The organism is Streptacidiphilus sp. EB103A, assembly GCF_041261405.1.
In the GTDB taxonomy this organism is placed as follows: domain Bacteria; phylum Actinomycetota; class Actinomycetes; order Streptomycetales; family Streptomycetaceae; genus Streptacidiphilus.
Genome location: NZ_JBGCAQ010000002.1, coordinates 36,185 through 55,318 on the forward strand (window position 1 = coordinate 36,185; position 19,134 = coordinate 55,318).

The 19,134-nt window shown below is 70.9% G+C and carries 14 protein-coding genes; 9 read left to right on the forward strand and 5 right to left on the reverse strand.

What is annotated here, in order from left to right; all coding sequences use genetic code 11:
- Positions 1–167: 167 nt before the first annotated feature.
- The gene (locus ABH941_RS03805; protein WP_370127107.1) at positions 168–2,342 is read left to right on the forward strand and encodes a DUF5127 domain-containing protein; all 2,175 of its coding nucleotides are present in this window, start codon (positions 168–170) and stop codon (positions 2,340–2,342) included.
- A 739-nt stretch (positions 2,343–3,081) separates the two neighbouring features.
- On the opposite strand, the gene ABH941_RS03810 is transcribed toward ABH941_RS03805, so the two are convergent.
- From ABH941_RS03810 to ABH941_RS03820, 3 genes are all read right to left on the reverse strand, one after another.
- Positions 3,082–4,974 (reverse strand): arabinofuranosidase catalytic domain-containing protein, encoded by a 1,893-nt coding sequence (locus tag ABH941_RS03810; protein WP_370127108.1) that lies wholly within the window; start codon positions 4,972–4,974, stop codon positions 3,082–3,084.
- 111 nt (positions 4,975–5,085) lie between these two features.
- Positions 5,086–7,260, reverse strand: a complete 2,175-nt coding sequence (locus ABH941_RS03815) for a SpoIIE family protein phosphatase (protein ID WP_370127109.1) — start codon at positions 7,258–7,260, stop codon at positions 5,086–5,088.
- 174 nt (positions 7,261–7,434) lie between these two features.
- Positions 7,435–8,892, reverse strand: a complete 1,458-nt coding sequence (locus ABH941_RS03820; RefSeq protein WP_370127110.1) for an MFS transporter — start codon at positions 8,890–8,892, stop codon at positions 7,435–7,437.
- Positions 8,893–9,054: 162 nt separating this feature from the next.
- On the opposite strand from ABH941_RS03820, the gene ABH941_RS03825 reads away from it, so the two are divergent.
- Complete coding sequence (locus ABH941_RS03825) at positions 9,055–9,510, forward strand: MarR family winged helix-turn-helix transcriptional regulator (RefSeq protein ID WP_370127111.1); 456 nt, start codon at positions 9,055–9,057, stop codon at positions 9,508–9,510.
- Between the two features lie 15 nt (positions 9,511–9,525).
- On the opposite strand, the gene ABH941_RS03830 is transcribed toward ABH941_RS03825, so the two are convergent.
- Positions 9,526–10,593 carry a YeiH family protein gene (locus tag ABH941_RS03830; RefSeq protein ID WP_370127112.1) on the reverse strand — a complete coding sequence of 356 codons (1,068 nt, stop codon included), beginning with the start codon at positions 10,591–10,593 and terminating at the stop codon, positions 9,526–9,528.
- 195 nt (positions 10,594–10,788) lie between these two features.
- Between ABH941_RS03830 and ABH941_RS03835 the strand changes: the two genes are divergently transcribed.
- The gene (locus tag ABH941_RS03835) at positions 10,789–11,115 is read left to right on the forward strand and encodes a hypothetical protein (protein WP_370127113.1); all 327 of its coding nucleotides are present in this window, start codon (positions 10,789–10,791) and stop codon (positions 11,113–11,115) included.
- Between the two features lie 22 nt (positions 11,116–11,137).
- Here ABH941_RS03835 and ABH941_RS03840 read toward each other — a convergent pair whose 3' ends face one another.
- Positions 11,138–11,554 carry an ArsI/CadI family heavy metal resistance metalloenzyme gene (locus ABH941_RS03840; RefSeq protein ID WP_370127114.1) on the reverse strand — a complete coding sequence of 139 codons (417 nt, stop codon included), beginning with the start codon at positions 11,552–11,554 and terminating at the stop codon, positions 11,138–11,140.
- A gap of 87 nt (positions 11,555–11,641) precedes the next feature.
- Here ABH941_RS03840 and ABH941_RS03845 point away from each other — a divergent pair, with 87 nt between their 5' ends.
- The 6 genes from ABH941_RS03845 (at position 11,642) to ABH941_RS03870 (ending at position 19,095) form a co-directional block, all read left to right on the forward strand.
- A complete protein-coding gene (locus tag ABH941_RS03845; protein ID WP_370127115.1) occupies positions 11,642–12,013 on the forward strand; it encodes an ArsR/SmtB family transcription factor in 372 nt (123 codons plus the stop codon).
- On the forward strand, positions 12,010–12,771 hold the full coding sequence (locus ABH941_RS03850; protein ID WP_370127116.1) for an aquaporin: 762 nt from the start codon (positions 12,010–12,012) through the stop codon (positions 12,769–12,771). Before ABH941_RS03845 ends, ABH941_RS03850 begins: the two co-directional genes overlap by 4 nt.
- Positions 12,768–13,187, forward strand: coding sequence for an arsenate reductase ArsC (locus tag ABH941_RS03855; protein WP_370127117.1), 420 nt, complete (start codon positions 12,768–12,770; stop codon positions 13,185–13,187). The genes ABH941_RS03850 and ABH941_RS03855 overlap by 4 nt, the downstream gene beginning before the upstream one ends.
- Before the next feature lie 380 nt (positions 13,188–13,567).
- Positions 13,568–15,157 carry a peptidoglycan-binding protein gene (locus ABH941_RS03860; protein WP_370127118.1) on the forward strand — a complete coding sequence of 530 codons (1,590 nt, stop codon included), beginning with the start codon at positions 13,568–13,570 and terminating at the stop codon, positions 15,155–15,157.
- A 221-nt stretch (positions 15,158–15,378) separates the two neighbouring features.
- Entirely contained in the window at positions 15,379–17,244 is a 1,866-nt protein-coding gene (locus ABH941_RS03865; protein ID WP_370127119.1) for a glycoside hydrolase family 76 protein, read from the forward strand.
- A gap of 423 nt (positions 17,245–17,667) precedes the next feature.
- The gene (locus ABH941_RS03870) at positions 17,668–19,095 is read left to right on the forward strand and encodes a cytochrome P450 (RefSeq protein ID WP_370127120.1); all 1,428 of its coding nucleotides are present in this window, start codon (positions 17,668–17,670) and stop codon (positions 19,093–19,095) included.
- Positions 19,096–19,134: the final 39 nt, after the last annotated feature.

The following is a 19,134-nucleotide window of genomic DNA, read 5'->3' on the forward strand; positions in this document are numbered from 1 at the left end:
ATGCCGGACCTTCGCTGGGCGAACTCGGCCGGGGTCTGGACATGGCACCGTCGCCGTGCTGTCATTCTTGCTGCTGCGGATTTCCAACGTTGTCAACGGGCTATGGCCGAGTTCCACGCGCCCCCTCCCTGCCACCACTGCTCTCGCGGGCAGCCCTGGAGGAACACATGACAGATCCTCAGAACTACTCCCGTCGCGGGCTGATCCGCTGGTCCGGAGCGGCCGGACTCGGAGCGGCAGGCCTGGCGCTGCTGCCGCCCGGCCTGGCCCGCGCCGACGAGCCGGCGAGCGTCGCGGAGCAGTCCGCCGCCGACGCCACCCTCGCGACCACCCTCGCCACCGACTTCGACCCGATCCGGCCCCCGGCCATGCCCCTGGCGGTGCGTTCGCCCTACCTCAGCACCTGGCTCCCGGCCGACAACCCGGCCGGGACCTGGCCGACCTTCTGGACCGGACGCACCACCGCGATGACCGGCATCGCCCAGATCGACGGCGTACCCTTCCTCTTCCTCGGCGCCCCCAACATCCCGGGCCACGTCCTGCGCGGAATGGCCCAGCGCCGGCTCACCACGTCCGCCACCAAGTCCCGGTTCCTCTTCGAGGCGTCCGGCCTGGAACTGACCCTGACGTTCCACTCGCCGGTGGAACCCGGCGACCTCCGGCGCCAGTCCGTGCCGCTCTCCTACGTCACCGCCGATGTCCGCAGCAGTGACGGCCGCGCCCACGAGGTCCGGCTCTACCTGGACATCTCGGGGGAGTGGGTCGACGCCGACTCCGGCACGCCGATCCGGTGGTCGCAGGAGCAGGTCACCGGCTCGGGCGCCGCGCTGACCGCGCTCAGCCTCACCCCCGACGCGCCGCGGGTCCTGGGCGAGAGCGGCGACATGGCCACCTGGGGCACGGTCGTCTGGAGCGCCACCAATCGGCCGGGGCTGACCTGGCAGATCGGCGCCGACACCGTCGTACGCTCGGCGGCGATGAACGACGGCAAGTTGGGCAATTCCTCGGACACCAACCAGCCGCGCCCGATCAACGACAACTGGCCGGTGTTCGCCTTCCACTTCGACCTGGGCAGCGTGGGTCGGTCCACCGAGTCCGCGGTGCTGTCGGTGGGCCACGTCCGCGAACCCGCCCTCAGCTACCTCGGCGCGCAGCTGCCGCCGCTGTGGAAGTCCTCCTGGCCCGGCTGGCAGCAGATGGCGGCCTTCTTCCACGCCGACGCCGCGGCCGCCGACAGGCGCGGCGACGCCCTGGACCGCAGGATCCGGGAGCAGGCCACCGCCGTCGGAGGCGTCAAGTACGCCGCCCTGTGTGCGATCTCGCTGCGACAGGCCTATGCCGGCACCGAGCTGGTCAGCCGCGACGGGCAGCCCTGGGCCTTCCTCAAGGAGATCTCCAGCGACGGCAATGTCTCGACGATCGACGTCACCTACCCGGCGATGCCGGTCTTCGTGTACACCGATCCCGAGTACCTCGGGCTGCTGCTGGCGCCGATGCTCGACTACGCGGAGCACGGCGGCTGGCCCAAGACCTTCGCCGAGCACGACCTGGGCTCCAGCTACCCCAACGCCAGCGGGCACAACGACGGCAACGAGGAGGACATGCCGATCGAGGAGTCGGCCAACATGCTCATCATGAGCGCCGCCTACGCCGCCCGTACCAGCGCTGCCAAGGGCCGGGACTTCGCGACCGCCCACTACCCGATCCTCAGGCAGTGGGCCGACTACCTGGTCGGCAACACCCTCGACCCGGGCTTCCAGAACCAGACCGACGACTTCACCGGCTTCATCGGCCACAGCGCCAACCTCGCCCTGAAGGGGATCATCGCCGTCGGCGCGATAGGCCAACTCGCGCTGCTGGCAGGAAAGTCGGCCGACGCCGACCACTACCGGGCGGTCTCGCGCGACTACATCTCCCAGTGGGCCGGCCTGGCCCAGGACAGCTCCGGCGACCACCTCAAGCTCGCCTACGACCAGCCCGGCACCTGGAGCCTGAAGTACAACGGCTACCCGGACGCGCTGCTCGGCCTGGGCCTGATCCCCGAGTCGGTCGCCGCCCAGGAGGCCGCCTGGTACCTCACCCAGGTCAACCAGTACGGCATCCCGCTGGACGTCCGCCACTCCTACACCAAGGGCGACTGGGAGATGTGGACGGCGGCCTGGCTGCGCGACCACCCTGTCAGCGAGTACCTCGTCGACTCCCTCTACGCCTTCGCCCACACCTCGCCGTCCCGCGCCCCCTTCACCGACTGGTACGACACGGTGACGAACCATCAGAACGGCTTCCAGGCCCGCCCGGTGATCGGCGGAGTGTTCGCCCTGCTGAGCCTGGCGCAGGGCTAGCGCCACGGACCACGCGGGCCCGCCCGGCCGAGGTGGCCGGCCGACGGGTGGGGCGTTCGATCGCATGGGTGGCGTGCGGGTGGCGGCAGCTGTGGGTGGCTTACATGGCGCCACCGTTGCCGCCCTCCGCCGTCCGTGGCTTGTTGCTGTTGCTCGCTTCGCTCGCGGCGACAAGGCCGGGGGAGGGTGCGGGCGGAGCGCCGTTGCCGGGCGGCGGGGCGGTCGGTGGCGCCTGCAGAAACGATGCACCAGGTAGGTGCCCTATGCATTTAGGGTCACTCGACCTACTTTGGGGTCACTCGTCCGACAAATCCTGCCGCGTATGTCCGTTATGTCGTCGAGGCAGTGACCCCAAAGTAGGTCGAGTGACCCCAAAACGGACCATGCCGATCGCCGCACGCCCCCCGGCCCGGCCGCACGCCCCCCGCACAGGCCTACGGCGCCCAACCAGGACGCCCCCTCCCGCAGTTAGCCTGCGAGCGGAGCGAGCAACAGCAACAAGCCACGGACGGCGGAGGGCGGCAACGGTGGCGCCATGTAAGCCACCTACAGTTGCCGCCAACAACCAGCCACGTCGCCCCGGTCATCCGGATGGCCCCCGCCTCGGCGAACGACAGGCGACTCCCCGGAGTCGACCAGGTCACCACGGGCAGCGGGCAGCGGGCAGCGGGCAGCGGTGACCCACTGCCCGCCCGGCCGGATCGCTCCGGTCGGGCGGTCCGCGCGTTCGGGGCAGGGCTCAGTTGAGGGTGAAGATCTGGGCTGCGCTGCTGTTGCAGTCGTAGATCTGGAGTCGGGTGCCGTTGGTGGTGGCGTTGTTGGGGGAGTCGAGGCAGCGTCCTGATTGGGGGTTGAGGAGGGAGCCGTTGGCTTGTTGGATCCATTTTTGGCCGCCGACGCCGTTGCAGTCCCAGAGTTCGACCTGGGTGTTGTTGGCGGTGCCGTTGCCGTTGATGTCCAGGCAGCGTCCGAGCGTGGACAGGGAGTTGTCGGCGTTGTGGGTCCAGTGCTGGTCCAGCGCCCAGGACTGGCAGTTCCACAGCTGGACGGCGGTGCCGTCGCCGCCGGTGTCGTCGCCGGAGACGTCGAGGCACTGGCTGCCGGGGCCGTTGACCGGACCGCCGCCGTTGACGGCGAACCGCTGGGCTGCGCTGTTGTTGCAGTCGTAGATCTGGAGGCGGGTGCCGTTGGCGGTGGCGTCGTTGGGGGAGTCGAGGCAGCGTCCGGATTGGGGGTTGAGGAGGGAGCCGTTGGCTTGTTGGATCCATTTCTGGCCGCCGACGCCGTTGCAGTCCCAGAGTTCGACCTGGGTGTTGTTGGCGGTGCCGTTGCCGTTGATGTCCAGGCAGCGTCCCAGCGTGGACAGCGAGCCGTTGGCGTTGTGGGTCCAGTGCTGGTCCTCGGCGTAGGACTGGCAGTTCCACAGCTGAACGGCCGCACCGTCCACGCCGGTGTCGTCGGCCGCGACGTCCACGCACTGGCCGCCGGGACCGGTGATCGTCCCCTGGGGGCCGTTGGGCACATTGGTCTCGCCGGAGTAGCCCACCGAGACGATATTGGCCTGGACGGCGTTCTCCGCGGCGTCGGTCGGGTAGCCGGAGACCATCACGCCCTCGAAGAAGGTGCCCATGTTCCAGTTGCTGTTGTCGCCGCCGGTGCCCAGGATGATGCCGCCTTCCTGGTGCATCGGCATGTAGCCGCCGCGGGTCGGCAGCGAGCCGCTCCACCAGGTCGACAGGGAGCCGGACTGGGAGTTGCCGCCCTTGAGGGCGTAGCTGGTCTGACCGTTGTTCTTCAGGACGGCCGTGACGTACGTCGTGCTGTTGCCGGCGTTCGCGGTGTTGGAGCCGTTGTCGCCCTGGAACATGCCGTTCTCCATGTCGGCCTCGACCCAGGGGCCCGAGCCGGTGCAGGGTGCGAAGTAGCAGGTGGTGGCGATGGACACGGCGTCCATGTGGCCGTTGCCGGTGTCGGCCGGGGTGCTCTCCGCGTTGCCGTAGTCGAAGCAGCAGTTGGACCCCACGTGGGTGCCGCTGGCCACCATGTAGGCGCCCTCTGGCTGCCCGTTGACCGCGACGCCGGAGGCCGCGCCGTTGGAGCGGTAGCCGACGCCCGGCGAGATCCAGATCCCGTACACCTTGTGGCCGCCGGCGGTGACCGCGAGCTCGCTCGCGTCCGCACCACGGTCGGCGCCCATGCCGGAGGTGCCGGCCGGGCCCGGGTTGAGGTCGTTGTGGCGCGAGGTCTGGTCGTAGATCCTGGTGATGCGGCAGCTGGTGTTCCCGCAGAAGGCGTCCTGCGTACCGGCGTTGGCGTAACCGCCCTGTGCCAGCAGCCCGATGTCGGCGGTGGCCCCGTCGGAGACTCGGGTGACCTGGTAGAGCGGGCCGTTGTAGGCGGAGAACAGGGCGCGCGCCGTGCTGTGGGCGGCGACGCAGGGGGTGCCCGCGGCCGCGTAGATGTCGCATGGCAGCGAACCGGCGGCCTGTGCCACCTGGGGAAGTCCGATCACGGCGGCGAGGACCAGTCCGAGGGTTGCCACGGTGGACGCGAGCGCCCTGCGGAAGCTGAGCGCCGGGCTCGCCGCGAGGCGCCGGACGGCTCTGGTGACGACGGATCTGCTGCTGGGCATGGCGTCCTTCCGGCCCGATTACAACGTTGTAGGTCACGGTCACCGTGGCGCATTGCCGATGCACTGTCAAGTGGCTGGGAATGGACGGGAGATGACGGGAGATGAGGACGGTCAGCGGAGCTGTTGGGCGACCAGGACCAGGGCCGCCTGGTCGTCGTCGGTGACGCCGCCGGTGAAGGCGTCGACGGCGCCGGTGACCGCGTCCAGGATCTGCTGCGCGTCGGTGGACCCGGTGGTGGAGCTGATGGCGGCGACCAGGCGCTCCTCGCCGAAGAAGGTGCCGGCCTGGTCGCGGGCCTCCAGGATGCCGTCGGTCACCAGGACCAGGCAGTCGCCGTGGTCCACCGTGAAGGACTCCAGGACCAGGTCCGGATCGGCGGAGACGCCGAGGAGCTGGCCGGCCGGACTGGGGCTGCTGACGGTGCCGTCGGCCCGGCGCAGCAGGGGCGGCGGGTGCCCGGCCCGCACCATGCTCATGGCGATCCCGTCCCGGGTCCGGCGCAGTTCGGCGTAGATCAGGGTGACGAAGCTCTCGCCGCTGTCGGACCGGGCCAGCAGGGCGTCGTTGATGGCCTCGGCCACCGCGCTGGGGGTCGCCAGCAGCGGGGCCACCGCGCGGGCGGTGTTGCGGACCAGTGCGGTGGTGGTCGCCGCGTAGGCGCCGCGGCCGCAGACGTCCCCGATGACCAGCCCCCACCAGTCCCCGGGCAGCGGGAAGACGTCGTAGAAGTCGCCGCCGATGTCCAGTCCCTCGCCTGCGGGCCGGTAGGAGGCGGCCAGTTGCGCTCCGGGCACGTCGGGGAGCGCGGCCAGCAGCAGCCCTGCCTGCAGGTCCCGCGCCAGCCGGGCCCGCTGGTCGTGCTGGCGGGTGGTCTCGGCGCCGGCCGCGGCGGTACGGGCCAGCGCCTCGGCGAGGGCGATCGTGCGGTCGTCCAGCGGCCGGTCGGCGGTGGCCGCCAGGGTCAGCACACCGAAGGTGTGCCCCCGGGCGGTGAGCGGGACGCAGACCTGCGCGGTGACGGGCAGGCCCAGTTCCTGCCAGGCCCCCGGGGGAGGGGTCGGACTGATCTCGCTCGCGCCGGTGGCGAGCACGCGCCCGACGGGGGACGCCGCCAACCGCGTCGGCTCCTCTGCTGCCAGCAGCGCCTGGACCCGCTGGGGCAGGTTCGGTGCGACCGCGACGGCCACCCGCTGGATCCGGCCCGACTCCAGCACGTCGATGACGCACACCGGGCCGAGCGCCGGTACCGCGAGCCGGGCCAGCCGCTGCAGGTTCTGCGGGTAGTGGGCCTCCTCGCTGACCGCGGTGCTGGTCTCGAGTACGAACGTCAGATCGGAGCTGAGGGCTTGCTCGCTCGCGTGCGCCTGGCGGCGCGCCTGTTCGGCGCGGTGGCGCTCGATGGCGAGAGCGGCGGTGCGGGTGAAGACGATGCTCAGGTCGAGATCGTCCTCGCGCAGGTGCTGGGGCGTGCGGTGGTACATGGCGAAGGTGCCGAGCAGTTCCCCGGTGCTGGACATGATGGGTGAGGACCAGCAGGCCGCGAGCCCGGCCCGCCGGGCCAGGTCCCGGTATGTGGTCCACAGCGGGCTGGCGGCGATGTCGTCGACCACGACCATCTCGCGCCGGTACGCGGAGGTGCCGCAGGAGCCCCCCTGCGGGCCGATCTCCATGCCGTCGATGGCCTCGTTGTAGAAGTCCGGGAGGCTGGGGGCGGCGCCGTGCACCAGACGCTGCCCCGACGGGTCCAGCAGCAGCACGGAGCTGAGCACCTTGGGGGAGAGCTTCTCGATGGCCCGGCACATGCCGTCCAGGACCTCGGCCAGGGGCGCGTCCCGGGCGATCTGTTCGAGCAGCACCTGCTGCTCGGCGGCCAGCTTGTGGGCGGCACGCTGGCGGGTGACGTCCACGGCGACGAAGGCCACGCCCTGGATGTGCCCGGCCTGGTCCAGGCGTGGTTCGAGGCTGAAGTCGTAGTAGCGCAGCCGGGCCTTGCCCGTCGGTCCGAGCAGTACCCCGGCGCCGAGCGCGATGAACGGCGCCCCGTCCCGGTAGACCCCGTCGAGCAGCGCCGGCAGACCCTGGTGCACCAGCTCGGGCACGACGTCGACGGTGGGGCGGCCCAGCAGCTCACGCCCCCGGCCGACCCCGATCGCGTCGAAGAAGGCGTCGTTGGCCCCGGCGAGCAGGTGGTCGGGGCCGCTGAGCACGGCGAAGATCACCGGAGCGTGCGCGAACATGCCGGCCAGCAGATCGGGGCCGGCCACGAGGTCGGCTGGCCTCCTCATGACTGCGGTCCATGCGATCGGATCCCACGCTGCATGAGATCAGACTGACCCCGCCGGTGCGGGCGAACAAGTCGAAGCGGTGCGCCGGCTCGTCAGGGAGCCCGGGACGCTGCGGGCGCGCCCCGGCTCTGTTCTCCCGGACGCGCCGGGTGTGAAGGTTCGGACCGTCGTGGGTCAGACCTCTGCGGTGGCCTGTTCGGCGGTGGTGTCCGCGTCGTCCTTCTCGCTGTCGGCCGTGGCGCGGCGTACGGCCGGGATGAGGGCCGCGACCGTGGCGGCGACCAGGGCGACGCCGCAGCCGATGATCAGGCCGGTCTGGAAGCCCGTTTTGGAGGTGAAGCTGTAGCCGGCCATGGTGGTGTTCATGTGCGAGAGGACCACGCCGATCACGGCGGCGCCGATCGAGGTGCCCAGCGCGCGCATCAGCGTGTTGAAGCCGTTGGCCGCGGCGGTCTCGGAGAGCGGGACCGCGCTCATGATCAGCGCGGGCATCGCACCGTACGCCAGGCCCACGCCGCTGTTGATCACCATGCTGACCAGCATCAGGCCCCAGGCGGAGCCCATCAGCGCCAGCGACAGGCCGTAGCCGGCGGCGATCACCAGGACGCCGCAGACCAGTGTGAACTTCGGGCCGCGGGCGTCGCTGAGCTTTCCGCCGAACGGGGAGACGAACATCATCATGATCCCGCCGGGCGCCATCCACAGGCCAGCCTGGAGCATCGACTGCCCGAGGCCGTAGCCGGTGGCCGCGGGGAACTGCAGCAGCTGAGGGGTGATCAGCAGGCTGGCGTACATGCCGAAGCCGACGAAGACCGAGGCGAGGTTGGTCATCAGCACCCGGGGGCGGGCGGTGGTGCGCAGGTCGATCAGCGGGTCCCGGGTCCGCAGCTCCCAGAAGCCCCAGCCGACCAGGAGCGCCAGCGCGCCGACGGACAGGCTGAGGGTGGTGGTCGAGCCCCAGCCCCAGTCGGCGCCCTTGGAGACGGCGAGCAGCAGACAGACCAGGCCGGCGCCGAGACCGAGCGCGCCGAGCACGTCGAAGCGCTGGCCCTTCGCGGCGGCCGGCACCTCGGGGATCAGGAACCAGATCAGCAGCGCGACGATGGTGGCCAGGCCGGCCGCGCCCCAGAACAGCACCCGCCAGCTGGAGTACTGGGCGACCGCGGCGGCGATCGGCAGGCCGAGGGCGCCGCCGATGCCCATGGAGGCGCTGACCAGCGCGATGGAGGAGCTGAGCTTCTCCGCGGGGACCACGTCGCGCAGCAGGGCGATGCCGAGCGGCAGCATGCCCATGCCCATGCCCTGCAGACTCCGTCCGATGATCATCGGCACGACGGAGGAGGAGAGCGCGCACACCACCGATCCCGCCACCAGCGGCACCGAGCACACCAGCAGCATCCGGCGCTTGCCGAGCATGTCGCCCAGACGCCCGGAGACCGGTACGCAGACAGCCGACACCAGCAGGGTGGCGGTGATCACCCACGCCGCGTTGGAGGACGTGGTGTGCAGGATCTTCGGCAGCTCCGCGATGAGCGGGGTGACCAGGGTCTGCATGATGGCCGCCGTGGTTCCGGCGAATGCCAGGGTGGCGACGATCCGTCCTGCGCGGGCTGATGGCTGGGGTGCACCCATCCGGGACTCCTCGGGCTGTCTGTGGGAACGTTCTCGTGCATCATACATGTCTTGTGCATCGAACATATGACGTGTATGTTGCACTAATCTGATGGAGGGTCAGGCCGACCCGGCGCCGGGACGTGTCGACGGCCCGGACGACGGCATGGAGACGACAGGCGCATGATCAGACCCACCCACGAGGTCGAGTACGAGCAGATGCTCCTCAGCCGCCATGGCCTCCTGCAGCAGAAGGGCGGACGCCGCAAGGACGGTCTGCTGGAGCGCAGCGCCTACATCCTGCTCAGCCGGGTGCGGGTGCAGGGGCCGATGACCATAGGCGAACTCAGCGACGCCTTCGGACTGGACGCCTCCACCCTCAACCGGCAGACCGCGGCGGCGGTGCGGGCCGGGCTGGTGGAGCGCATCGCCGACCCCGGGGGCGGCATGGCCCGCAGGTTCCGGATCACCGACGAGGGTGCGCGCATGCTCGACGAGGAACGCGAGGGACTGGTCCGCTCCCTGGAGCAGATCATGGCCGACTGGCCGGACGAGGACATCGCCGGCTTCGCCGCCTACCTGAGGCGCTTCAACGCCGGCATCGAACGCCTCGGCGGCCGCCCCTGGCCGCGGCCCTGAGCTGCTGAGTCCCGGTCAGGTCAGCTGCAGCAGGGTGATGCTGGTGGCGGTGACGACGATCCACAGGCAGCCGCCGAGGAGCAGCGGACGAGGCCCGGCCCGCCGCAGCGAGGTGAGGTCGGTGGACAGGCCCACCGCGGACAGGGCCGTGGTGATCAGGAAGACGGCCGCCTGGCTGAGGGCGGGATGGCAGGGGGCCGGGATCAGGTGGGCGGTGTTGGCCGCGGCGGTCAGCAGGAATCCGACGATGAACCAGGGGACCAGCCCGGACACCCGCAACCGGGGCGGGTCCGGGGCGGGCGAGGAGGCGGCGGCCGCCCGCGCGCGGCGGGTGCGGGCGGCGAGTGCCAGGCAGATGGGGACGATCAGCAGGGTGCGGGTCAGCTTGACGACGACGGCATGACTGACCGTGCCGGGGCCGTAGGCGGTGGCGGTGGCCACCACCGAGGACATGTCGTTGACCGCGGTCCCGGCGAACAGCCCGAAGGCGTGCTGGTCCATCCCGAGCAGGTGGCCCAGCAGCGGGAAGGTGAGGACGGCGGCGAGGTTGAACACGAAGATGGTGGAGACCGCGTAGGCGACGTCGGCGCCGGCGGCTTCGATGACCGGGGTGACCGCGGCGATGGCGGAGGCTCCGCAGACGCCGGTGCCGACGCCGACGAGGGTGCGCAGGTCACTGCTGATGCGCAGGGCGCGGCCCAGCCACCGGGCCGCCAGCAGGCAGGCCCCCAGGGTTCCGAGCATGACCGGGAGCGAGGCGGCGCCGACATGCACGACCTGGGCCAGGGACAGCTGGCAGCCCAGGACGACGATGGACGCCTGCAGGATGCCTCGGCTCGCGAAGGAGATCCCCGGGGCGAGCCGGGCATCGGGGCGGCGCAGGACTGCGAGCAGCGTCCCGAGCACGATGCCGCACACCGGTGCGCCGACCAGCGGAAGGATGCCGCCCAGCCCGGTGGCCGCAGCCGCGACCAGCAGCGCCAGCGCGAGCCCGGGCAGTGCCGGGCCCGGACGGGACGACGCGGCGCCGGGTGGGTGCTCGGCCGGGCGGGCGCGCCGGGGGGTGTCGACGTGGGTGTTCACGTTTCCGACTGTGGTCGGCCGGTCGGTGCGCTTGTAGCCCCCACGGTTCGATGAGGTCATAAGCCGCTGTTATGGGCCGCGCCGGTGCGGCCTGCGCGCACGGCACCGGATCGCGGCCTGCGACTTACGCTTGGAGGGCATGGAAGCACGGGGCGCACCGGCTGCGTGCCCTACGGTCGAGGGAGCCGCGCCATGATGACCACCGCCGCTGACCACCGCGCCGCCGAACCCGGTGACCAGCACCGGGCCCAGGAGATGCTGCTGGCCAAGATCGGGCACGGCGGCCTGCCAGCCCTGGCCCTGGTCCTGATCGACTCCCGCCGCGGCGACCCGGTCGCGGCTGCCATGACCGTCGGCGCACTGCTGCGCGCCGTCCCCGAGGTGGACTGGCTGACCTGCCACGACCTGCTGCGCAACGCCGGGCTGCGCGACGACCAGCTCCTCGGCGACCTCACACCCGACCAGCACCGCGCCATGGCGCACACCCTGAACCGCGCCCCGCGCCCCCACCTGCCGAGCTGACCCGCCTCCTGCGTGGCGACGGTCAGCTGCCGCAGGCGCATCCGGTGCCCGCCGCGGCCTTGCCGAACCGGTCGGAGTCGGCCTTGACGACGTAGACCTCCCAGGGCTCCTGGCCCGGACCGGTCACCCAGACCTTGTCCTGCAGGGCGTAACAGCAGGACGTGTCGTTCTCCTCGAACGTGGCCAGGCCGGCGTCTTTGAGGCGGCCGGTGGCGGCGGCGACCTGGTCGGTGGACTCGACCTCGACGCCGAGGTGGTCCAGCCGGGTCTCCTGGCCAGGGGCGCCCTCGATCAGGACGAGCTTGAGCGGCGGCTCGGTGACGGCGAAGTTCGCGTAGCCGGGGCGGCGCTTGGCGGGCTCGGTGCCGAACAGCTTGGAGTAGAAGGCGACCGAGGCTTCGAGGTCGGCGACATTGAGGGCGAGCTGAACGCGGGACATGGAGGTCTCCCCGATCCGATTCCTGTATCGATGGTTGTCGATGCAGGGAAGGTTGCTCTCTGAATCGATGGATGTCAACATAGACGCATGTCGAAATTGGAGCTGCCGGTGCTCGACCAGGGGGTGTGCTGTTCGCCCCTGGTCCGTGAGCCTCTGGGCGAGGAGTCCGCCGCCGACCTGGCCCGGATGTTCAAGGCGCTGTCGGACCCGGTCCGGCTGCGGCTGCTGTCGCTGATCGCCTCCCACGAGGGCGGCGAGGCATGCGTCTGCGACCTGACCGGCCCCTTCGACGTGTCCCAGCCGACCATCTCGCACCACCTCAAGGTCCTGCGCGAGGCCGGCCTGGTCGGTTCCGAACGCCGCGGGACCTGGGTCTACTACTGGGTGCTGCCTCCGGCCCTGGCCAAGCTCTCCGCCCTGCTCCAGGCCCCGGCGACCGCCGCGGGAGCGACGGGATGACGGCCCGGGCCCCGCTGGCCCGCCGGGTTGTCGCCGAGGCGGTCGGGACGGCGGCGCTGGTCGCCGTCGTGGTCGGGTCCGGCATCCAGGCGAGCGAGCTCTCCGCGGACGTCGGTGTGCGACTGCTGGCCAACTCCCTGGCCACGGTCTTCGGCCTGGGCGTGCTCATCGCGCTGCTCGGCCCGGTCTCCGGCGCCCACTTCAATCCCGTGGTCACCCTCGCCGCCTGGTGGACCGGCCGGAGGACGGGCAGCGGTCCGGAACTGCTGCGCGAGGCCGCTGCCTTCATCCCCGCCCAGATCGCGGGCGCTGTCGGCGGTTCGGTCCTGGCGAACGCCATGTTCGCCCAGCCGCTGGTGACGTGGTCGACGCACCAGCGCTCTGCCGGTCACCTGTGGCTCGGTGAGGTCGTGGCGACCGCCGGCCTGGTCCTGCTGATCCTCGGCCTGAACCGGACCGGCCGGGCCCGCTTCGCCGCGGTGGCGGTCGCGTCCTGGATCGGCGCGGCCTACTGGTTCACCTCGTCCACCAGCTTCGCCAACCCGGCGGTGACCATCGGCCGGGCGTTCACCGACACCTTCGCCGGCATCGCACCCGCCTCCCTGCTGCCGTTCATCGCCGCCCAACTGCTCGGCGCCGCCATCGGGGTGGGCCTGGCCGCCGCCCTGTTCGGCGCCCCAAGCCGCGCGGGCGAGGACGCAGCCGTCGCGCCTGACGACGAGCACGGGCACGAACTCGCCGCCACGGTCATCGCATGAGCGCCGCCCGTCCGTCCGTGCTGTTCGTCTGCGTCCACAACGCCGGCCGGTCCCAGATGGCCGCCGCGTTCCTGACCCACTTCGCCGGCGACCGTGTCCAGGTCCGCTCCGCCGGCTCCGCGCCGGCCGACCGCGTCAACCCGGCCGTGGTCGAGGCGATGCGCGAGGTCGGCATCGACCTCTCCGCCGAGACCCCCAAGATCCTGACCGGCGAAGCGGTGCAGGAATCCGATGTGGTGATCACCATGGGCTGCGGTGACGCCTGCCCGTACTTCCCCGGCAAGCGCTACCTCGACTGGCAGTTGGCCGACCCCGCCGGACAGGGGGTCGCGGCCGTACGCCCGATCCGCGACGAGATCGCTGCCCGCATCCGCACCCTCATCGACGAACTCACCGGTGAGCCGCCGCACTTGTGAGGCGGGCTCAGTGCGGGGCTGCGAGTCCGGGGCGGTGGCGTTCGACAGCCTCCAGGACCGACCGGGGGCGGCACCCGTAGGGTGATCGTTGGAATCGTGGCCGGGCCGAAGCCAGGTCGTGCGTTGCGCACGGCGGACCCGAGCTCTCGTCAGCGGTAGTCCTTTCGGGCTCGGGCTGCGGCTTCCACGGCACCAGCGGCCGGGCCTGTCCCGCTCAACCGTCACGCTGGTGCGGATCCCGGCAGGTCAGTGCCGGTGCCGTCCCGCAATCCCAGCAGACCCCGACTCGCTGTGGACACGGGCCGGAGCGGGGCCCAAAGATCACCAGCAGCGCTGCTTCAGCGTTGCTCACCGCAAGACGTCAAGGATTGGAACGTGTCATGAACCTGTCTGACCATGGCCATGGATTGTCCCGACGCAGGCTGCTGACCCTCGCCGGCGGCGCTGCGGTGGCCACCGCGGCCGGTATCGGATTCGCCCAGTCGGCGTCTGCGGCGTCCTCGGCGACCGGCTACGGGATCGACTACAGCGACCCGTCGCTCATCACCCCCGATTCGGTCGCCGCGGCGGGCTACGGCTTCGTGTGCCGTTACCTCAGCTGGCTGCCGAACCCTAAGGTCCTCACCCTGTCCGAGGCCCAGGCCCTCACCGCCAAGGGTCTGGGCATCGTCTCCAACTGGGAGTCCGACGGGCTGCAGTCCTGGCAGAGCAGCGTCCCCTCCGACCCCTACGCCCAGGGGGTCAGGCATGCCACTGAGGCGGAGCGGCAGGCGCTGGCCAATGGGATGCCGTCGTCGCGGCCGATCTACTTCAGCGTCGATTTCGACCTTCAGTCCTCGATGTACTCCCCGCTCAACTCCTACTTCGACGGCGTCGCTTCGGTGATCGGCCGGTCTCGGACCGGTGCCTACGCCGGCTACTACGTGATCAAGGAACTCTTCGACAACGGGAAGATCGCCTGGGGCTGGCAGGCGAACGCGTGGTCCTATGGGAACTGGGACAGCCGCGCGCAGTTGCGGCAGGTCCAGAACGACATCACGGTCGCCGGGCACGGCGCGGACCTCGACCAGCCGATGGCCGCCGACTTCGGGCAGTGGGGCGGCAAGGGCGGCAGCGGTGGCGGCGGTGTCATCCTGCCGTCCTGGCCGAACATCACCGACGGCATGACGGGGCCCAGCGTGCAGGCGGCGCAGTATCTGCTGCGTTACCACGGTGCCTCGATCACCGCTGACGGTCAGTTCGGGGCGGCCACCCTTGCCGCGACCAAGAGTTTCCAGTCCGCGCACGGCTTGGGCGTGGACGGGCAGATAGGCCCGCAGACCTGGTCGGCGCTGGTCGTCCAGGTCCAGCAGGGCTCCAGCGGTGACGACGTCCGGGCCGCCCAGGTGGAGCTGAACCGGTTCGGTTACGGCCTCGCGGTCGACGGCAGCTTCGGCTCCGGCACCGACAGCGCCGCCCGGGCCTTCCAGTCCGCGCACGGCCTGGGCGTGGACGGCCAGGTGGGACCGCAGACCTGGCAGATGCTCGTGGGTACCGGGAGCGGCGCCTCCGGCGGCGGCACCGTCGCGCCGCCCTGGCCGAATGTCGTCGACGGCGACACCGGGAACAATGTGCAGGCGGCGCAGTACCTGTTGCGCTACCACGGTGCCTCGATCACCGCTGACGGTCAGTTCGGGGCGGCCACCCTCGCCGCGACCAAGAGTTTCCAGTCCGCGCACGGCCTGGGCGTGGACGGGCAGATAGGCCCGCAGACCTGGTCGGCGCTGGTCGTCCAGGTCCAGCAGGGCTCCAGCGGTGACGACGTCCGGGCCGCCCAGGTGGAGCTGAACAAGTTCGGTTACGGCCTCGCGGTCGACGGCAGCTTCGGCTCCGGCACCGACAGCGCCGCCCGGGCCTTCCAGTCCGCGCACGGCCTGGGCGTGGACGGCCAGGTGGGACCGCAGACCTGGCAGATGCTCGTCGGCAGCTGACCGCCGAGCCCCTCCGGTGGCGAGTGTGCGGGGCGGGGGAACCGCGACGGTTCCTTCGTCCCGCACGCGCTCGCCGCGGCTGAGGCCGCATCCCGGGGCGTTGACAGGGTCTCGCCAATTCGGTTCACTTCCTCGGAGACAGGTATGGACCAATGTCCGATTCCTGGTCGGCCGGCGCGCCCACTGCGGACGACCTCCATCGTGAAATCGAGGCGAGTTCGATGTCCTTACGCGCTGCCGACATCGTTGTCAGGTTTTCGCGGCTGCTCAGGTTCCTGGTGACAGCTGCCGTTGTGGCCGTCGTACTGGTCCCGATGGCGACGCCCGCGCGTGCCGCTACCGCGGTGTGCGTGCTGGCCTGTGACACCCTGGATCCCTCGCTGGCGAAGCAGGAGAGCTTTCCGGTGCCGAATCTGGCCCTCAACGGCCGTCGCGTCGAGCTTCACGTGTCCGATGCCGACGACATGGCGTGGGCCAGCATCGACGGCGGTGTGACCGGCGACTCGGTGTGGCTGGACCGGTCCTGGGACGGGGGCGCCAGCTGGGAGGGGCTGCTGGGCAAGGCGAGCATCCCGAGCACCTGGACCGGCACCAGGACGCTGATGTACAACATCACCGACCCCCGTGACCACCGACGCGGGCTGGTCCGGGCCTGTGGCGACGCGGCCGCCGTCGGCTGCACGAGCTGGGTGTACCCCACGGTGTGCGACACGCTCTGCGACGGGACGGACGCTGCCCGGGCGGCCGGCGACGACCAGCCGGTGCCGTCGACCACCCTGTACGGCCGCACCATCCGGCTGCACGTCGACCAGCAGAACGCTATGGCCTGGGCGAGCATCGACTCCGGCGGCGCCGGTGACGAGATCTGGCTGGACCGCTCCTGGGACGGCGGCTCCACCTGGCCGGACGGCTCCTCGCGCGGCCGCACCAGTACACCGTCCGGCGCCACCGGCACCCGTACCGCGATGTACGCCACCCGCGACCCGCGCGGTCTCCTCTACGGCGGCGCGGTACGCGCCTGCGGCCGGGAGGCGAGCCACCAGGAGGGCAGCTGCACCGCCTGGGTCCGCCCGGCGCCGACCCCGGCGCGCGCGGCGGCGGACGCGCTGATGTCCTCCTACGACCCGTACAACGGCTGGTGGCCCAGCAGTTGGTGGAACTCCGCCGCCACCCTCACCACCCTCGTCGACTTCGCCAGGACCACCGGAACGCACGACTACGACTGGGCCATCGCGCGCACCTTCGACCAGAACAAGGGCGTCTTCGCCGCCGGGGTGCGCAGTTCGGACGCGATCGAGGGCGACTTCATCAGCCGCGCCAACGACGACGCGGGCTGGTGGGCCATCGCCTGGCTGGACGCGTACGACTACACCGGCAACTCCCGCTATCTGAACGAAGCGGTCACCATCGTCAGCTACCTGCAGCAGTACTGGGACGCCGGCAGCTGCGGCGGCGGCATGTGGTGGGACCGCGAGCGCACCTACAAGAACGCGGTGACGAACGGGCAGTACCTCTGGCTGACCACGGCACTGCATCAGCGCATCCCCGGCGACACCGTGTGGCTCCAGCGGGCCACCACAGCTGCGGCCTGGTACCGGTCCAGCGGGATGATCAATTCTTCGGGGCTGGTGAACGACGGGCTGACCTCGGCCTGCGCCAACAACGGCAGCACCGTGTGGAGTTACAACCAGGGGCTCGCCATCGGCGGCTTCACCGAGCTGTGGAAGGCGACCGGGGACAGCTCGCTGCTGGCCACCGCGCGCACCCTGGCTGACGCCGCGATCAGCAGCCCGTCGCTGACCAGCGGAGGAGTGCTCACCGAGTCCTGCGACACCGGATCGGCATCCTGCGACGACAACCAGAAGCAGTTCAAGGGCATCTTCATGCGGAACTTCGCCGACCTGGCGAAGGCCACCGGCTCCACCGCCTACCTGAGCTACGTCCAGCAGCAGGCGGCCACCCTGTGGGCGCAGGACCGCAGCCCGATCAACGCCCTGGGCGAACGCTGGGCCGGCACCAGTCCCGACCCGACCGACTGGCGTACCCAGGCGAGCGCCCTCGGCGCGCTCACCGCCGCCGCGGGCTGAACGGCGGGCCGGGCCCGGGCCGGATCGGTCAGGTCGAGTCACCGGAAGCGCGGCTGGGCGGGGATGGCCTCCAGGTCGGTGCGGACCAGTTCGCGGTGGTCGACGGCCGCAGGGCTTTCGCGGTCAGGCCGACGCGGTGCGCCAGCTGACCGACCGTGATCAGTTCAGGTCCGTCCGCCATGCCCCGAACCTAGGACCTTGCCCCGGGGGAACCTCAAACGCAGCGCCGCAGCCGACCCGCAGGGACATGGAGCTCTGCTCCATTCCGGAATTCCCTAGACAACGGCGGCGGCACGGGGTGCCCCCGGACCCCGGTGCTAGCCTCCGAATCTGACCTGACAGGTCGACCCCCAGCTTCCCTTTGGTGCGCGGTGCACCGGACTCCCGACGTCCCTTCGAACCTTCGATTTTCAGGAGACATCTGTGGTTGATGTCAGTACCGCTGCCGAACCCGTCGCTCCCACGGGTGAGCCGATACCGGGCCCGCCGGGGCTGGGTCCGAAAGAGCTGCGCGCCCTGCTGGCCGATGCCCCGAGGTTCTTCACCGGACTCCGTGAGCAGTACGGGCCCATCGCGAGCTTCCCCTACGGCTTGTCCCGCGGCTACCTGGTCAGCGACCCGAACGTGATCCAGGACATCTACGTCAGCACCGGCCGCAAGTTCGACAAGAATGTGCTGCCCGGCGGCCGTGGCAAGAGGATCGCACCGTTCAGCGTCGGCCTCGGCGACGGCCTGGCCACCAGCGGCGGGGAACTGCACCGCAAGCAGCGCCGGCTCATCCAACCGGTCTTCCACCGCCAGCGGATCGCCGGGTACGGGGACGCCTTCGCCCAGCTCGCGGAGGCGGGTGCCGCCGAGCTGAAGGACGGACACGAGCTCAACATCCAGGAGGCGATGTACGAACTGTCGCTCGGGATGGTGGCGAAGACCGTCTTCGACGTCTCGCTCGACAGCCACGTGGCGACGACCATCCGCCTCGCCTTCCCCCGCCGGGGCGGCCCGATGCGCTGGGAGCAGGTCGTCCCGTTCGGCCGGTTCATCATGCGCCTGCCGCTGCGTGCCAACCGCCGCTTCTGGAAGGGCCACAAGTACCTCAACGGCATCATCCAGCAGATGATCGACGAGCGGCGGGCGGGGCCCGGTGACGGCGACGACCTGCTCTCGGTGCTGATCAACGTACGGGACGCCGACACCGGCGAACCGATGAACGACCAACTGCTGCACGACGAAGCGGTCACCCTGCTGATGGCCGGTCATGAGACCTCGTCGGCAGGGCTCACCTGGGCCTACCACCTGCTCGCGAAGAACCCCGAGGCCAAGGCGCGGCTCCACGCCGAACTGGACGAGGTGCTCGGGGACCGCCTTCCCGAGGCCGCCGACCTGCCCAACCTCCCCTACACCGACGCCATCTTCTCCGAGGTGATGCGTATGTATCCGCCGGTGTGGAACACCGTCAGGCGCTCCCTGGAGGACTACGACGCCAACGGCTACGTCATCCCGAAGGACCGGTTCGTGATGATGAGCCCCTGGGTCGTGCACCACGACCCGACGTGGTGGCCGGAGCCCGACCGCTTCGCCCCGCAGCGCTGGATCGCCGCCGACGACGGCGACCCGCTCAGCGGCCAGGCGCTGGAACCCGGCCGGCCGCGGATGGCCTACCTCCCCTTCGGGTCCGGGCCCCGGCAGTGCATCGGCAACGCCTTCGCGCGGATGGAAGCGGTCATGACGCTCGCCACCATCGGCCGGCACTGGGAGTTCGACGCGGTCAACGACGACCCGGTGCCCATCCTCACCCACATCACCGTCCAGCCCAAGGACGGCTTGACGATGATCGCCCGCCGTCGCCGGTGACCGGTGCGGCCGGTGATCACGCAGGGCCGGCGAACCCGG

What these genes read in the sequence shown, in the direction of transcription:
- ABH941_RS03845 (WP_370127115.1), top strand. Translation starts at nt 11,642, where the DNA reads ATGTCGAAATTGGAGCTGCCGGTGCTCGACCAGGGGGTGTGCTGTTCG.
- ABH941_RS03860 (WP_370127118.1), top strand. Translation starts at nt 13,568, where the DNA reads ATGAACCTGTCTGACCATGGCCATGGATTGTCCCGACGCAGGCTGCTG.
- ABH941_RS03820 (WP_370127110.1), bottom strand. Translation starts at nt 8,892, where the DNA reads ATGGGTGCACCCCAGCCATCAGCCCGCGCAGGACGGATCGTCGCCACC.
- ABH941_RS03815 (WP_370127109.1), bottom strand. Translation starts at nt 7,260, where the DNA reads ATGAGGAGGCCAGCCGACCTCGTGGCCGGCCCCGATCTGCTGGCCGGC.
- ABH941_RS03840 (WP_370127114.1), bottom strand. Translation starts at nt 11,554, where the DNA reads ATGTCCCGCGTTCAGCTCGCCCTCAATGTCGCCGACCTCGAAGCCTCG.
- ABH941_RS03825 (WP_370127111.1), top strand. Translation starts at nt 9,055, where the DNA reads ATGATCAGACCCACCCACGAGGTCGAGTACGAGCAGATGCTCCTCAGC.
- ABH941_RS03850 (WP_370127116.1), top strand. Translation starts at nt 12,010, where the DNA reads ATGACGGCCCGGGCCCCGCTGGCCCGCCGGGTTGTCGCCGAGGCGGTC.
- ABH941_RS03835 (WP_370127113.1), top strand. Translation starts at nt 10,789, where the DNA reads ATGACCACCGCCGCTGACCACCGCGCCGCCGAACCCGGTGACCAGCAC.
- ABH941_RS03865 (WP_370127119.1), top strand. Translation starts at nt 15,379, where the DNA reads ATGTCCTTACGCGCTGCCGACATCGTTGTCAGGTTTTCGCGGCTGCTC.
- ABH941_RS03855 (WP_370127117.1), top strand. Translation starts at nt 12,768, where the DNA reads ATGAGCGCCGCCCGTCCGTCCGTGCTGTTCGTCTGCGTCCACAACGCC.
- ABH941_RS03805 (WP_370127107.1), top strand. Translation starts at nt 168, where the DNA reads ATGACAGATCCTCAGAACTACTCCCGTCGCGGGCTGATCCGCTGGTCC.
- ABH941_RS03810 (WP_370127108.1), bottom strand. Translation starts at nt 4,974, where the DNA reads ATGCCCAGCAGCAGATCCGTCGTCACCAGAGCCGTCCGGCGCCTCGCG.